Annotated in this window: 11 protein-coding genes and 1 pseudogene; 3 read left to right on the top strand and 9 right to left on the bottom strand. The window is 62.6% G+C overall.

Going from position 1 to position 13705, the window contains the following annotated elements:
- Positions 1–65: 65 nt before the first annotated feature.
- Positions 66–1068 (bottom strand): annotated as a pseudogene (locus tag AC1M7R_RS00490) (DMT family transporter).
- A gap of 16 nt (positions 1069–1084) precedes the next feature.
- Between AC1M7R_RS00490 and AC1M7R_RS00485 the strand changes: the two are divergent.
- Together AC1M7R_RS00485 and AC1M7R_RS00480 are read left to right on the top strand one after the other, a co-directional pair.
- Entirely contained in the window at positions 1085–1648 is a 564-nt protein-coding gene (locus AC1M7R_RS00485) for a helix-turn-helix domain-containing protein (protein ID WP_072396247.1), read from the top strand.
- Between the two features lie 14 nt (positions 1649–1662).
- Entirely contained in the window at positions 1663–3105 is a 1443-nt protein-coding gene (locus AC1M7R_RS00480) for an FAD/NAD(P)-binding protein (protein WP_092181249.1), read from the top strand.
- Between the two features lie 182 nt (positions 3106–3287).
- Here the strand turns inward: AC1M7R_RS00480 and AC1M7R_RS00475 are convergent, their stop codons facing one another.
- The 3 genes from AC1M7R_RS00475 to AC1M7R_RS00465 all read right to left on the bottom strand — a co-directional run bounded on the left by AC1M7R_RS00475 (position 3288) and on the right by AC1M7R_RS00465 (position 6496).
- The gene (locus AC1M7R_RS00475) at positions 3288–4403 is read right to left on the bottom strand and encodes a Gfo/Idh/MocA family protein (RefSeq protein WP_490610145.1); all 1116 of its coding nucleotides are present in this window, start codon (positions 4401–4403) and stop codon (positions 3288–3290) included.
- A 233-nt stretch (positions 4404–4636) separates the two neighbouring features.
- The gene (locus tag AC1M7R_RS00470; RefSeq protein WP_003180553.1) at positions 4637–5404 is read right to left on the bottom strand and encodes an SDR family oxidoreductase; all 768 of its coding nucleotides are present in this window, start codon (positions 5402–5404) and stop codon (positions 4637–4639) included.
- Between the two features lie 24 nt (positions 5405–5428).
- A complete protein-coding gene (locus AC1M7R_RS00465) occupies positions 5429–6496 on the bottom strand; it encodes a phosphotransferase family protein (RefSeq protein ID WP_072431467.1) in 1068 nt (355 codons plus the stop codon).
- A 197-nt stretch (positions 6497–6693) separates the two neighbouring features.
- Between AC1M7R_RS00465 and AC1M7R_RS00460 the strand changes: the two genes are divergently transcribed.
- Positions 6694–7089, top strand: coding sequence for a DUF4280 domain-containing protein (locus AC1M7R_RS00460; RefSeq protein WP_072396255.1), 396 nt, complete (start codon positions 6694–6696; stop codon positions 7087–7089).
- 136 nt (positions 7090–7225) lie between these two features.
- On the opposite strand, the gene AC1M7R_RS00455 is transcribed toward AC1M7R_RS00460, so the two are convergent.
- From AC1M7R_RS00455 to tssH, 5 genes are all read right to left on the bottom strand, one after another.
- The gene (locus tag AC1M7R_RS00455) at positions 7226–7768 is read right to left on the bottom strand and encodes a toxin-antitoxin system YwqK family antitoxin (RefSeq protein ID WP_440776450.1); all 543 of its coding nucleotides are present in this window, start codon (positions 7766–7768) and stop codon (positions 7226–7228) included.
- Positions 7769–7779: 11 nt separating this feature from the next.
- Positions 7780–9789, bottom strand: a complete 2010-nt coding sequence (locus AC1M7R_RS00450; protein ID WP_072396259.1) for a type VI secretion system Vgr family protein — start codon at positions 9787–9789, stop codon at positions 7780–7782.
- A 32-nt stretch (positions 9790–9821) separates the two neighbouring features.
- On the bottom strand, positions 9822–10403 hold the full coding sequence (locus AC1M7R_RS00445) for a hypothetical protein (RefSeq protein ID WP_072396261.1): 582 nt from the start codon (positions 10401–10403) through the stop codon (positions 9822–9824).
- A gap of 71 nt (positions 10404–10474) precedes the next feature.
- The gene (locus AC1M7R_RS00440) at positions 10475–11116 is read right to left on the bottom strand and encodes a hypothetical protein (protein WP_143147060.1); all 642 of its coding nucleotides are present in this window, start codon (positions 11114–11116) and stop codon (positions 10475–10477) included.
- A gap of 45 nt (positions 11117–11161) precedes the next feature.
- Positions 11162–13705: a type VI secretion system ATPase TssH gene (gene tssH / locus AC1M7R_RS00435; RefSeq protein WP_072396291.1), complete on the bottom strand. Its 2544-nt coding sequence runs from the start codon at positions 13703–13705 to the stop codon at positions 11162–11164.

Here is a 13705-nt window from a genome sequence, read left to right as displayed (position 1 = left end):
GGTCCGAGCCTGGCGTAGAAGACGCTTGCGCCTTGGACAGGTCTTTCCGACGTTCGGGCGATGCCTCAACTCTCGCCCTCGGGCACCTCATCCACCACGACGGCATCCTTGTTCCGGGTCTTCAGTTCGCTGACGATCACCGCCGCCACGATCAGCCCGGCACCCACCAGCGCAATCGCCGGCAACCGCTCGCCCGCCAGGCGCCCGGCGATGCCGGCCCACACCGGTTCACCGGCGTAGATCAATGTGGCACGGGTAGGCGAGACGCTTCTCTGCGCCCAGTTCATCGCCACCTGGATCGCCGCGCTGGCCGCGCCCAACCCTGCTGCACTGAACAGCAGGAACCAGGAAAAGTCCGGGATCGTTTCCTGGGTCGGTACTACCATCGAAAATGCCAGCACCGCCGTGCTCGCCAGTTGCACCACGGTAACGCGACGCACATCGACCTGGCCGGCGTAAGTGCTGATCAGGATGATTTCGGCGGCAATCGCGATGGCGCTGATGAGCGTGGCGATCTCTCCGGGGCTGAAGTTCAGCGAGGCACCGGCGGGGCCCGATACCAGCAAAAGCCCCGTGAACGCCAGCATGATGCCGATGCTGGGCATCAAGCCTGGCCTGCGGCCCAGCACCAGCCACTGCAACAGCGGCACGAAGGGAACATAGAGCGCGGTGATGAACGCCGACTGGCTGCTGGGAATGCTTTGCAGGCCCACGGTCTGCAAGCCGTAGCCGAGCATGATCGCCACGCCGATGAAAGCGCCGGCCTTGAGTTCGAACAGAGTCAGGTCGCGCAGGTGACGCCAGGAGAACAAGGCGACGAATGCCGCCGCGGCGGCGAATCGCAGGCCGACGAAGAACATCGGGCCGCTGACCGTCATGGCGTGCTGGACCAGCAGGAAGGTCCCACCCCAGATCATGGTGATCAGCACCAGCACGCATTCAGCCTTGCTGAGCTGCAGGAAACGGGAGGGAGCCTGTGGGGAATTCACCGATGTCATGACCTTGCGCGCCAATGGAGGCGGACGCACAATGCGTCCGAAAGTTGAGCAGTATAGTGCGCAACCCCATGGATCGAGCAATCCCAGTGCATAAAGATCACGGCCAGCGGGCATCCGTCCTGCAACACGTCAGCCAGAATGTCCGGCGCTTGCGCCATGCCGCGCAACTCAGCCAGACCGCGCTGGCGCAACTGTCCGGGGTGAGCCGGCGGATGCTGGTCGCCATCGAGGCCGGGGAAAAGAACGTCAGCCTGACCACTCTGGACCGGGTCGCCGAAGCCCTGGACGTCGCCTTCAGCGATCTGATCCAGGCCCCCGATGCCCGGGATCCCAGCCGGATCGATGAGTTGGCCTGGGCCGGCGCGATCCCCGGCAGCAAGGCCGTGCTCCTGGCCAAGGCCACGGCCACCCGTGAGGTGGAACTGTGGGAGTGGCGCCTGGAGCCCGGCGAGTCTTATCAGTCCGAGCCCGACAACGATGGCTGGAGCGAGCAACTCTACGTATTCGAGGGATGCCTGACGCTGCTGTTGGGCAGTGATGAACGCCGGATCGGTGCCGGTGAGTTTTTCATGTTCGCCAGCAACCAGCCCCATGCCTATCGAAACGATGGCCCGGTGGCGGCGAGATTCGTACGCAACGTGGTGATTTGACCCTGGAGATCGGTATGCACACAACGTTGGAGCGACAGGGGCGCGACCTCATCCGCGATGCCGAGATCCTGATCATTGGCGGCGGCCTGAGCGGTGCCATGCTGGCCGCGCAGTTACTGCGCCTGCCGGGCCGGCGCGAGGTGCTGATCGTCGAGCCGCGCAGTGAACTGGGCCGGGGCGAAGCCTACAGTGCCGTGGAACCGGGCCATACCTTGAACGGCAACGCGGCGCGCATGAGTGTCGACCCGGACAACGCCGATGACCTGACCCAATGGCTCACCGCGTTCATCGAAGCCGGCGGCTGGCCCGAGTCGGGCCTACAGCATGTGCCGATCAGCGAATTGTTCCCACCCCGGGGGATATTCGGCCTCTATGTGCAGCAGCGCCTGGCCGAGGCTCGCCAGTTGGGCGCACAAAACGGTTCGACTGCCGAGCACGTGCGCGGGGAGGCCGTGGACCTGCGGCTTGCCGACGATACCGTGATGGTGACGCTGGACGACGGCCAACTCTTGCGTGGCCGTTTCGCCGTGCTCGCCACCGGCATGTTCCCGGCGGCGCGCACTCCGCAGACCGAATCCAGCGGCTTGAATGCCGCGGCCCTGGATCCCTGGGATGTGGCCGCGATGCGCCAGCTCGACCCGCAGTCCACGGTGTTGATCATCGGCTCGGGACTGACCATGGTCGACGCCGTGGTCTCCCTGGAGCAGGCCGGGCACCGGGGGCCGATCGAAGTGTTTTCCCGGCATGGCCTGCTGCCCCACGTGCGCCGCCAGCCACCGGCCTGGGTGGATTTCCTCGCTGAAGATCACAGCCTGCGTTCGCCCCGCCAACTGATGCGGGCCCTGCGCGAGCAATGCCGTCAGGCCCAGGCCCTGGGGATCGATTGGCAAGCGCCGCTGGACACGGTGCGTGCGCATATCGGGCGTTTGTGGAACCAGGCCAGTGACGTGCAGCGCCGGCAGTTCGTGCGGCATGTCCGGCCATGGTGGGAGAGTCATCACCATCGTTCGCCGCCGTTGAGCGCGGAGCTGGTGGCGCGTTTGCATGGGGAAGGGCGGTTGCGGATCCAGGCGGCGTCGTTCAAGGGGCTGGCGTCGTCTCCCGAGGGCACAGTGGGTATTCACATCCGCCACCGGGGACAAGCCGGCCTGACAGTGGTGCAGGGCGCGGCATTGATCAACTCCAGCGGTATTGAATATGACTGGCGCCGCGTGGCGCGACCGTTGCCGCAGCAGCTGCTGGCTCGCGGACTGATCCAGCCGGGGCCGTTGGCCCTGGGCATTGCCGCCCGGCCTGACGGTGCGGTGCTGGACGCCCAAGGAGCGCCCGCCCGGCGGCTGTTCGCCATGGGGCCGCCGTTGCGGGGGATGTGGTGGGAAAGCACTGCCGTGACCGACGTGGCGAGCCAGGCCAAGGCGCTGGCGGCGCGGTTGGTTGAGTTGCAAACCCAGGTTTGAGTTGAACACGGTCCCTTGTGGCGAGGGGATTTATTCCCGTTGGGTCGCGCAGCGGCCCCAAATTTAGCCTGACACACCAAGGACGCATTTTTAGGAGCGCTTTGCACCCCAACGGGGATAAATCCCCTCGCCACACGGTTAACCATGTCTCCGGACCAAACAGGGGGGACTGAAGTCAGGGGTTATAGCTCGCTGACCTTCACCCAACGCTGCTCCCGCGCCGCCACCCGAATCGCCGCCGCCAGCCGCTCCACTTCCCAGGCCTCGTCGAAGTCAGTGCCGCTGCCGCCTTCGCCGGCCAGCGTCATGATCAGTTCCTGCACTTCCAGCGTCTTCAATTCGTTGTAGCCCAACTGGTGTCCGGCGGCCGGGCTGAATGCGGCATAGCCGGGCAAGTCCGGGCCGGCCAGCAGGCGCTGGAAGCCTGGCTGGCCGACGCGACACAGGCGCAGTTCATTGAGTCGCTCCTGATCGAATGCCAGCGTGCCGAGGGTGCCGCTGATCTCGAAGCTCAGGTGGTTCTTGTAGCCATGTTTGAGCCAACTGCTGCTCACCGTGCCTCGGGCGCCATTGGCGAAGCGCAGCAGTGCGTGGACGTGGTCGTCCACCGCGATGGCCCGTTGTTCGGCATTGCCGGCGCTGGCAGGGCGCTGGTGGTGCACGGTCTGGCTGTCGGCGCACACGGCCTCGACATTGCCCAACAAGTGCCGGGCCATGGCCAGCAAGTGGCTGCCCAGGTCTGCCAGTGCGCCACCGGCGTGGGCCGCTTCGCAACGCCATGACCACGGCGAGGTCGGGTCGGCCATGAAGTCTTCGCTGAACTCACCCTGGAAGCTGATGATCTGTCCCAGCTCGCCGCGCTGGATCATGTCCCGGGCCAGCCCGATGATCGGATTGTGCTGGTAGTTGTAGCCGACCCGCGTCACCACCCCTGCGGCCTTGGCCGCCTGGCGCATCTGCTCGGCCTGTTCCAGGGACACCGCCAGGGGCTTTTCACAATAGACCGGCTTGCCCGCCGCCAACGTCGCCATGGCCATCGGGAAGTGCAGGTGGTTGGGTGTGGTAATGGCGATCAGGTGAACCTTCGGGTCGTCGATCAGCCGCTGCCAGTGGCTGTGGGCCGTCTCGAACCCCCAACTCTGGGCGCACTGCCGGGCACGCTGTGGATCGGCGTCGGCCAGGGCCGCGAGTGTCAGGTTCAGGGGGAGGTCGAACACTGCCTTGGCATTGTGGAACGCCAAGGCATGGGCACGGCCCATGAAGCCGGTGCCAATCAGACCGATGCCGAGTTCGCGCATGAGAAAGAGCCCTTTGAATTGTTATTTTCAGAAGGGTTCTTTATGGAATAAATATTCTCAAATTGCAAATACTGGAATAAATATTCATTTGTGCGATTGCAGAGGACTCCTTGTGGGAGCGAGCTTGCTCGCGATAGCGGTGGGTCAGCAGTACTGGTGTGACTGATGCGACGCCATCGCGAGCATGCTCGCTCCCACAGGGTTTCTCACAGGTCTTGCATGGCGCTCGCTATTCAGGACAGGAACCCACCATCCACATTCAACGCCACACCTGTGGTGTAGCTCGACGCATCGCTGGCCAGGTACAGCACCGCGCCGGCCATTTCGCTCGGGTCGGCCACGCGCTTGAGGGGGATCTGCGCCAGGGCGGTTTTCAGGATGGCGTCGTTCTTGACCAGTGCCGAGGCGAACTTGGTGTCGGTCAGGCCCGGCAGCAGGGCGTTGCAACGGATGCCGAATTGCGCGCATTCCTTGGCGAAGACCTTGGTCATGTTGATCACCGCCGCCTTGGTCACCGAATAGATGCCCTGGAAGATGCCCGGGGAAATGCCATTGATCGACGCGACGTTGATGATGCTGCCGCCACCGTTCTCGCGCATCAGCTTGCCGGCTTCCACCGACATGAAGAAATAGCCGCGGATATTCACATCGACGGTTTTCTGGAACGCACCCAGGTCGGTGTCCAGCACGTTGCAGAACTGCGGGTTGGTGGCCGCGTTGTTCACCAGGATGTCCAGGCGCCCGAACTGTTCGCGGATGCCGGCGAACACCTGGCTGATCTGTTCCATTTCACCGATGTGGCAGGCGATGGCGGTGGCCTTGCCGCCAGCGGCGATGATCGCATCGGCGACGTGCTGGCAACCGTCGAGCTTGCGGCTGGAAACGATCACGTGGGCGCCTTGCTGGGCCAGCAGTTTGGCGATGGCTTCGCCGATGCCACGGCTGGCGCCGGAAACGAAGGCGATTTTACCGTCGAGGTCGAACAACTGGGTCTTGGACATGCTGTTTCCTTGTTATAGGTGCGCTCAGAGCGTGGATTTTTTGATGACTTGCAGGCTCATCTGCTCCAGCAGCGCGTTCATCTGAACGAACTGCGCGAAGCGTTTGTCCTGGGTCTGGCCGTGGAAATAGCGGTAGTAGATCTGCTGGACGATGCCGGCCAGGCGGAACAGGCCGTAGGTGTAGTAGAAGTCGAAGTTGTCGATGCGCATCCCGGCGCGCTCGGCGTAGTAATCGACGAATTCGCGGCGGGTCAGCATGCCTGGGGCGTGGCTGGGCTGGCGGCGCATCAGTTGCACGGGCGCCGGGTCGCCGGCTTCGATCCAGTAGGCCAGGCTGTTGCCCAAGTCCATCAACGGGTCGCCGATGGTAGTCAGCTCCCAATCCAGTACACCGATGATCTGCATCGGGTTGTCCGGATCGAGGATGACGTTGTCGAAGCGGTAATCGTTGTGGACGATGCTCGACGTCGGATGGTCGGCGGGCATCTTGTCGTTGAGCCAGGCCTTGACCGCCTCCCATTTCGGCGCGTCGGGCGTCAGGGCTTTTTCATAACGATCGCTCCAGCCCCGGATCTGCCGCGCCACGTAGCCTTCGGGCTTGCCCAGGTCCGCCAGGCCGCAGGCCTGATAGTCGACCCGATGCAGTTCCACCAGCCGATCGATGAAGCTTTTGCACAGCGCCTCGGTCCGGGCGGCGTCGAAACCCAGTTCCGGCGGCAGGTCGGAACGCAGGATGATGCCCTTGACCCGTTCCATCACATAGAACTCGGCGCCTATTACCGATTCGTCGGTGCAATGCACGTAGGCTTTCGGGCAATACGGGAAGCCGTCGCGCAATTGATTGAGGATACGGAACTCACGGCCCATGTCATGGGCGGATTTGGCCTTGTGGCCGAACGGCGGGCGACGCAGGACGAATTCCTGTTCGGGGTATTCCAGCAGGTAGGTCAGGTTCGATGCGCCACCGGGAAACTGGCTGATCCGTGGCAGGCCGGTGAGGCCGGGAATGTGGGCCTTGAGGTACGGGTCGATCAGATTGGCATCGAGTTCTTCACCGTCGCGCACGCGGGTGGACTGATCTGTAAACGCCATGCTTATCCCTTCTGCTTATTTTGGAGGCCATCGATCATTGGCTAATCTAATGGCGCGTGGGAGGCGTCACAAGCACGCCAGGGTCTTATAGGTTAGCGTGTTGCCGGATAATCAGCGGGCTTGATGCATGGCGGCGTGCGCCTCGGAAGCTGGCGAGCTATGGTTTCGGGACAGTCGCTGTCAAAGGAGCCACCGCGATGGGATGTCCGCAAGTCTGTGCGACCGCAACCCTGCAATGCAGCTTCGGCGCAGCCCCGGCGGTGCTCAATGTGCTGCCGGTCAATCGCCTGCTGACCGGCGGGATGCCGGCGGCCAATATCATGGACCACATCCCGCTGGTGAATATCACCACGTTTGGCATGTGCATGAGCCTGGCGAACCCGACCGTGGCCGCCGCCACCGCGGCGGCACTCGGCGTACTGACCCCCATGCCGTGCATTCCCGCCACTGCCACCCCGTGGATCCCTGGCGGCGCCCCGACCCTGTTGCTGGGCAACATGCCGGCCATCGATGCCAATAGCACCTTGATGTGCACCTGGGCCGGGGTGATCAAGATCGTTGTACCAGGGCAGGTGCAGATGTTGATTCCCTGATGGGCAATCCAGCAGGCATTGCACCGCCCCTGTGGAAGCGAGCTTGCTCGCGATAGCGGTGGGTCAGTGGGTGGTGAGGTTGATTGTGAGGCCGTCATCGCGAGCAAGCTCGCGCTCACTGGGGGTAAGACAATCGTCACGCCTGGGCCGGATCGTTCCAGCGCCTGAACCACCAGCGCAGCCGGGAGATCGGCTTGCCGTCGGCATCCAGCGGCCGGCCATCCTCGGCATAGGCTTGCGCCGGCTCCAACAGTTGGCCATTAAGGTAGCGGGCCTCGACTGCCGGATTGCCATTGGGGTGCATTCGCCGATAACGACCGTCACGCACCCCGTCGCGATAGAACTCGGCTTCGGCCAGTTGCCCATCGGGAAAGTAATTGTTCGCTTCGCCGTGCAGCAACCCGCGACGGTAGCTGGCCTGGCGCTGCAACCCGCCTTCGGCGGCGTAGAAGCTCGCCACGCCTTGCAACCTGCCATTCACGAAGGGCAGCACCGCCGACACCTTGCCATTGGGGTGATACAGCGTGCTGCTGCCTTGCAGTTCACCCTGGCTGTAGTTGAGCCTGGCCTGCGGACGTTGGGCTTCTTCGATCTTGAGCATGCCGTCGAGGCGGCCATCGACCAGTTGCCCCTGCAGTTGGCTGTCGTCTCGCTCCAGGTCCAGTTTTCTCGAAGCCATCGACACTCCTGTCAGTTGACCTTCACCAGGCCACCCTTGATCGTCAGCATGCCACCGCCATCCACGGTCTGTTCGGCCGCCGCCTTGTTCACCAGGCTGATGCCGGCATCGTTGGTCAGGGTGGTGCCGGCCTTGTTTTCCAGCGACGTACCGGCCTGATTGCTCAAGGCCGTGCCGGCCTTCTGGCTGATGGAGGTGCTGGCCTGGGCGGCCAGGTCGGCGCCGCTCTTGATGGCGAAACTGCCGCCGCTTTGCAGGGTCAGGGTGCCGCTGACCTTGATGGTCAGGTTACCGTCCACCGTCAGGTCGTAGTTGCCGCTGACCTTGTGCGCGTAGTTGCCCCCGGTGCTGTGGTTCTGGTCCGAGCCCACGGTCACGGTGCGGGTGTCCTTCACATCCAGGCTGTCGCTGCCGGTCTGGATGGTCACGCTGCGCTTGCCTTTCTCCAGGGTGACGGTCTCGTCGCCATCCTTGACGGTGCGGGTACGGGCGTTCTGTACCGTGAGGGTTTCGTCATGGCCGACGGTGGCGGTGGTGTCGTTGAGCACGTTGATGTTGAAGTCTTTCTGGGCCTGGAGAAATACCTCTTCGGCGTCCTTCTTGTCTTCGAAACGCAGCTCGTTGAAACCGCCGCCGCCCTTGGAGGAATTGGTCTTGATTCCGGACTGGGTCTGGTTCGCCGGCAATGCGTAGGGCAGGGCGTTGTCGCCGTTGTAGACGCAGCCGGTCACCAGCGGACGGTCCGGGTCGCCGTCGATGAAGGTCACGATCACTTCCTGGCCGATGCGCGGCACGAACTGCATGCCGAACCCCTTGCCGCTCCAGGGCAGCACGACGCGCACCCAGCAGGACGAGGTTTCGTCGTTCTTGCCGGTGCGGTCCCAGGGGAATTGCAACTTGATCCGCCCGTATTCGTCGGTCCAGATTTCCTCGCCGGCCTTGCCCACCACCAGCGCCGTCTGGGTATGCATGCGCGGTTTTGGCGTGATGCGGGCCGGCCGATACGCCGTGGCCTTGGGAATCGCTTCGAAGCGGTTGCGATAGCTGTCGTGGCTGCCTTCGTGGCTGACCGAGGTCACGACCCAGTCGATGTTCAATGTCGAGTCATCATGGCCGGCGAGGGTGAACCAATACCCCGGCACCAGCCAACGGCAATCGCTTTCACCGACAAAACGCTTCTCCTGGCTGCGCAGGCCGTCCACCCGCTGCTTGGTCAGGGCATCGCCCTGGGCCTTGGCGGTATAGCCGCCCGGATGTTCATACATCGAGTTCGGCCCAGCCACGGCTTCGGCCTGGCTGAAGAGCGACGTTGTCGGCGTGGTGAACTCGTAATCGGTCGCCTGGTAAACCCCGGCCACTGCCTGCAGGCACACTTGCCCCGAGCGAATGCCATGCAGTTCCCGAGCGCCCATTTTCTGCCCGAGATAGTTCACCGTTGGTCCATTGGGAATCGGCGCGAAGGCGTCGTTGCTGTCGGCCAGTACCAGGGTGTGCTTGCTGTCCTCGTGGCTGAAGAACCAGAAGATCCCGTCTTCCTCCATCAAGCGTGAAACGAAGGCCAGATCGGTTTCGCCGTATTGCACGCAGTACTCACGCGGGGTGTAGCTGCCGGTGAGCTTGAGCTGGAAGTCGGTGAAACCATGGGCCTTGAAAATCGTGGTGACGATGTCCGAGGTAGCCAGGTTCTGGAACACGCGGTTGTTGCTGGCCAGGCCCAGCCACCAGAGCCATGGGCGCAGCAGGAGTTGATAACGCTCTGCGGTGGCGTCGGCGGGGAGCTGGCGGATCTCGGCGACCAGCCAATCCATCGGGCGCAACAGCGCGTCCTTGTGCAGGGTGGTGGTGACGTGGCTGGCGACCGCGCTGGCGAGTGTCAGCGGGGCGCCATCGACGACGCCATTGAGGATATGCAAGCCCAGGGCATTGAGGCTTTCTTCGCCGGACAGTGATTCAGGGTACAGCGCCGAGAGCGAGGCGGCGGTGAGGGATAGGGTCGTGTTGCTGTCGGTGGAGCGGGCCATTGGACATCCTCAGGTAAAAGTCGAGGTCACACTTACCATTTGAATGTTCCACCTTTTGAATGGATCGCTGCCTGATTGTCACTGACCCATCCTCCCATCTCGTTATCGTTTCCATAGGTGTAGCTGTACATCAATACCGAGTTTTCAACATAGGGCGACAATTGCGGACCACAGAGTGGGCAGGGACTGAGTTCGATATAAATGCGGGTAACGAAATTACTGTAATCACCGTCGGGAAGCGTGACGCTATTTATTGCTTGGACCAACGCGCTGATCTCCGCGTGTCCTCGTAATGTCGTGACAACTTTTTTGGTTGTCGTAGTGTAGTTTCCAAGCAAATCCAGTTTTAACGCGCTGTCGCCGAACTTGTACATCAACAGGCCTCGAGCGGCATCGAAATGTTCGATTAGCGCGAAGCAGGTTCCATGAGATGCTCCCGAACCAGCCAAGGCCCGGCGATTGGAGGAGGATTCGTGACAGATACTGGCCAAGTCGGGAATGGTGCCGCCATTAGTAGCCTGATTGGCTGCCAGCCATGAGGCATATAAAGGGTTTGCCCCAGTCATCGCAATATTGCCGCCAGAGTAGCGACCCACTTTATGCACTTCCGTCATGTAAATCTCCTTTTCGAACAGCCCATTCAGAGATGCGAGGCCAAGCGCGCCCCATGCCAACGACGCATGACTCAAAGATTCTTCGTGTTGTACATGACACTTGAATGCCAACCGGTGACGCCGAAGGATAGGCTGTACGCCCACGGCGTAAGCCAGCTCCAGGGTCGTCCGCTCCAGCCTGACAGACCTCCCGCATTCAAGATGTCGTCGACGATGGTGTGGCAGTTGTAGGCGTCGTTATAACGATTTCCATCAAATTCTTTATACGTCAGTGTCTTTGACGAAAGAGCCGTGATCCTATTGGTCATTTTTTCGATATTGCTTTTTCTGACTTTTTTTGTGAAGAACCACAAATCCAGCGTTTTTGATTCGCTTAAATCTGTCGTCAATACACCTTCAGGGTCCAGTTCGCCCTCCATCACAATTCCGACTGAGTAAAATTGCGTTTTAGGCCCAGAGGTATGCCAAAGTATCAAGCCCGCATGGCCCGGATAGTACTTTCCACCGGATATCGGATTGAGGCGCGAAACCAGATCAATCATCACTGTTGTCCTCCAGCCATCGTCGGAAGCCAAAGTGATGAGTTTTTCCGTCGTGACTGACTTCCCGCTGGTCACCAGTTTTTTTACTTCGTTATGAACGGTATTGTCTGTCCAGCGCGGCTCCAGCTTTTTTGCCTGACCCGATGAACCACCAGAAAGGAATTTACCCACGATCTGCTCCAATCGCTTCTGTTTAATATTTTTTGGTGTACAGCATCACTCCAGCACCCACTCCGCCAGCTTCCCCGTCACCTGTGTCATCAATACATTCTCGACATCCCGTGCCCCGGCCGCGCTGCACTTGGCGAGTACGGCCTTGACGATCCCCGCGTCGAACTCGAACTGCTTGCCGGTCGCGGCCTTGTAGCGCCCGCGCAATTTCTCCAGCTTCGCCAGCACAATCCCCTCCAGCGTCGCCTCATCCAGGGGCCGGTACGCCACCACCGTCATGCGCGCCAGGAATGCCGGGCGAAACGCTTGCAGCAGGACTTTGTGCAGGGCTTCGTTGAAGGCATCGGTGCCCAGTTGCGCGGCGGGCGTATCCAGCAGCAGTTCGGCGCCGACGTTGCTGGTGGCGAGCATCACGGTGTTCTTGAAATCCACCACCAGCCCGGTGCCGTCTTCCATCAGGCCTTTGTCGAAGACGTTGTAGAAGGCTTCGAGCACATCGGGGTGGGCTTTTTCGATTTCATCCAGCAACACCACGGAATAGGGTTTGCGTCGCACCGCTTCGGTAAGCACGCCGCCGCTGCCGTATCCGACATAGCCGGGCGGGGCGCCCTTGAGCTGGCTGACGGTGTGGGCTTCCTGGTATTCCGAGAGGTTGATGCTGATCAGGTTGCGTTCGCCGCCATACAAGGCATCGGCCAGGGCGTAGGCGGTTTCGGTCTTGCCCACGCCGGTGGGGCCGACGAGCAGGAACACGCCGACTGGTTTTTGCGGGTCGGTGAGGCCGGCGCGGTAGGCTTGCAGGCGTTGGGCGATGGTATCGAGCGCGGTGCCCTGGCCCATCACTCGCAGCCCCATGCGCTGGCCGAGGGTGCGCACGGCATGGGCTTCGTCGGCGAGCATCTTGCCCACCGGGATGCCGGTCCAGCCGGCGATCACGGCGGCGACGGTCTTGCTGTCCACTTGCTCCGGCACCAGGGGATCGTCCTGGCGGATGGCATCGAGACCGGCCTCCAGGCGCAGCAGTTCGGCGGCCAGGTGGTCGATGCGATTGTCGACTTCGATGTCGGGCTTTTCGCTGTCGGCGCGTTCGCTCAAGGCCAGCAGTTCGCGGCGGGTGTCGAGCAGTTCGCGCACCGCTTCGCGCTCTTCGCCCCAACGGGTCTCCAGCTCGCGGATGGCCTGCACGTTGCTGGCGGATTCATCTTCCAGCAGGGTGATGCGTTCGCGGTGATCCAGGCCGGTGGCCTGTTCCCGGCGCAGGCGTTCGAGCTCGTCCTTGAGGCTGTTTTGGCGGTGGCGCAGGCTTTCCAGGGGCGGCGGCACGTCGTGTTGGCCGAGGGCGACCCGGGCGCAGGCGGTGTCGAGCACGCTGATGGCCTTGTCCGGTAGTTGACGGCCGGAGATGTAGCGGTGCGACAGCTTCACCGCTTCATGAATGGCGGCATCGAGCACTTGCACGCCATGGTGCTGTTCCAGCTTGGCGGCCACGCCACGGAGCATTTCCACGGCGGTCACTTCGTCCGGCTCCTCGACTTGCACCAGCTGGAAGCGACGGGCCAGGGCCGGGTCTTTCTCGAAATATTTCTTGTATTCCAGCCAGGTGGTGGCGGCCAGGGTGCGCAGTTCGCCCCGGGCCAGGGCTGGTTTGAGCAGGTTGGCGGCGTCGCTGCCGCCCTCTGCGCCGCCAGCGCCGATCAGGGTGTGGGCTTCGTCGATGAACAGGATGATGGGTTTTTCCGCGCTGCGGACCGCGTCGATCACCCCCTTGAGGCGCTGCTCGAACTCACCCTTGACGCCGGCGCCGGCCTGCAGCAGACCGAGGTCGAGGACCCGCAGCGTGACCTCCTGCAAGGATGGCGGCACATCCCCCGCAGCGATGCGCAAGGCCAGGCCCTCCACCACGGCGGTCTTGCCCACGCCCGGCGCGCCCACCAGGATCGGGTTGTTCTGCCGACGTCGCAGCAGAATGTCGATGCACTGGCGAATCTCGCCGTCGCGCCCGACGATGGGGTCGATGCGTCCATCGCGGGCGTCGGCAGTCAGGTCCTGGGTGTACTGGTCCAGTACAGGGTCCTGTTTGCGGGACGCCTCACCGGGTTTGGCCGGGCGTGCGCCGCCGGTATGCTCCCGGGAGTTCTCGGTCCATTCCAGCCAGTGCGTACGCAAGGCTTCCTTGGGAATGCGCAGCAACGACGAGGCGCTGTTGAGCAGCAGGCTGCGGCGCTCGTCGCGGTCCAGCAGGGCCAGCAGCAACAGCCCGGAGCGGATGCCGTCCAGGCCCAACACGCTGGCCTGGACCACGGCGTCCTCCAGCAGCCCGATGGTTTGCGCCGACAGGGCAGGAGTGCGGGTGCTGCCGGATTTGAACAGGTCCAGGGCCTTGTTGATTTCCGCCGCCACCGCATCGCGCTCCAGGCCGAAGCGCGGCAACAGGCAAGCGAAATCGCCCCCTTCGATGTCGAGCAGTTCCAGAAGCAGGTGTTCGATTTCCACGTAATGATGGCTGCGCTGCAGACAGCGTTGCGCGGCCCGTTCCAGGGCGCGACGGTTGTCCGGGTTGAGGCGTCCGATCAGGCTGGCCAGTTCCAT

This window comes from Pseudomonas sp. MS01C9 (assembly GCF_058202755.1).
Note: the sequence above shows the minus strand (reverse complement) of the source record. Positions and strands in the feature narration are given on the sequence as shown.

Excerpts from the sequence above, each read along its gene's own strand:
- AC1M7R_RS00480 (WP_092181249.1), top strand. The coding sequence starts at position 1,663 with ATGCACACAACGTTGGAGCGACAGGGGCGCGACCTCATCCGCGATGCC.
- AC1M7R_RS00475 (WP_490610145.1), bottom strand. The coding sequence starts at position 4,403 with ATGCGCGAACTCGGCATCGGTCTGATTGGCACCGGCTTCATGGGCCGT.
- AC1M7R_RS00470 (WP_003180553.1), bottom strand. The coding sequence starts at position 5,404 with ATGTCCAAGACCCAGTTGTTCGACCTCGACGGTAAAATCGCCTTCGTT.
- AC1M7R_RS00465 (WP_072431467.1), bottom strand. The coding sequence starts at position 6,496 with ATGGCGTTTACAGATCAGTCCACCCGCGTGCGCGACGGTGAAGAACTC.
- AC1M7R_RS00460 (WP_072396255.1), top strand. The coding sequence starts at position 6,694 with ATGGGATGTCCGCAAGTCTGTGCGACCGCAACCCTGCAATGCAGCTTC.
- AC1M7R_RS00455 (WP_440776450.1), bottom strand. The coding sequence starts at position 7,768 with ATGGCTTCGAGAAAACTGGACCTGGAGCGAGACGACAGCCAACTGCAG.
- AC1M7R_RS00450 (WP_072396259.1), bottom strand. The coding sequence starts at position 9,789 with ATGGCCCGCTCCACCGACAGCAACACGACCCTATCCCTCACCGCCGCC.
- AC1M7R_RS00445 (WP_072396261.1), bottom strand. The coding sequence starts at position 10,403 with ATGACGGAAGTGCATAAAGTGGGTCGCTACTCTGGCGGCAATATTGCG.
- tssH (WP_072396291.1), bottom strand. The coding sequence starts at position 13,705 with ATGGAACTGGCCAGCCTGATCGGACGCCTCAACCCGGACAACCGTCGC.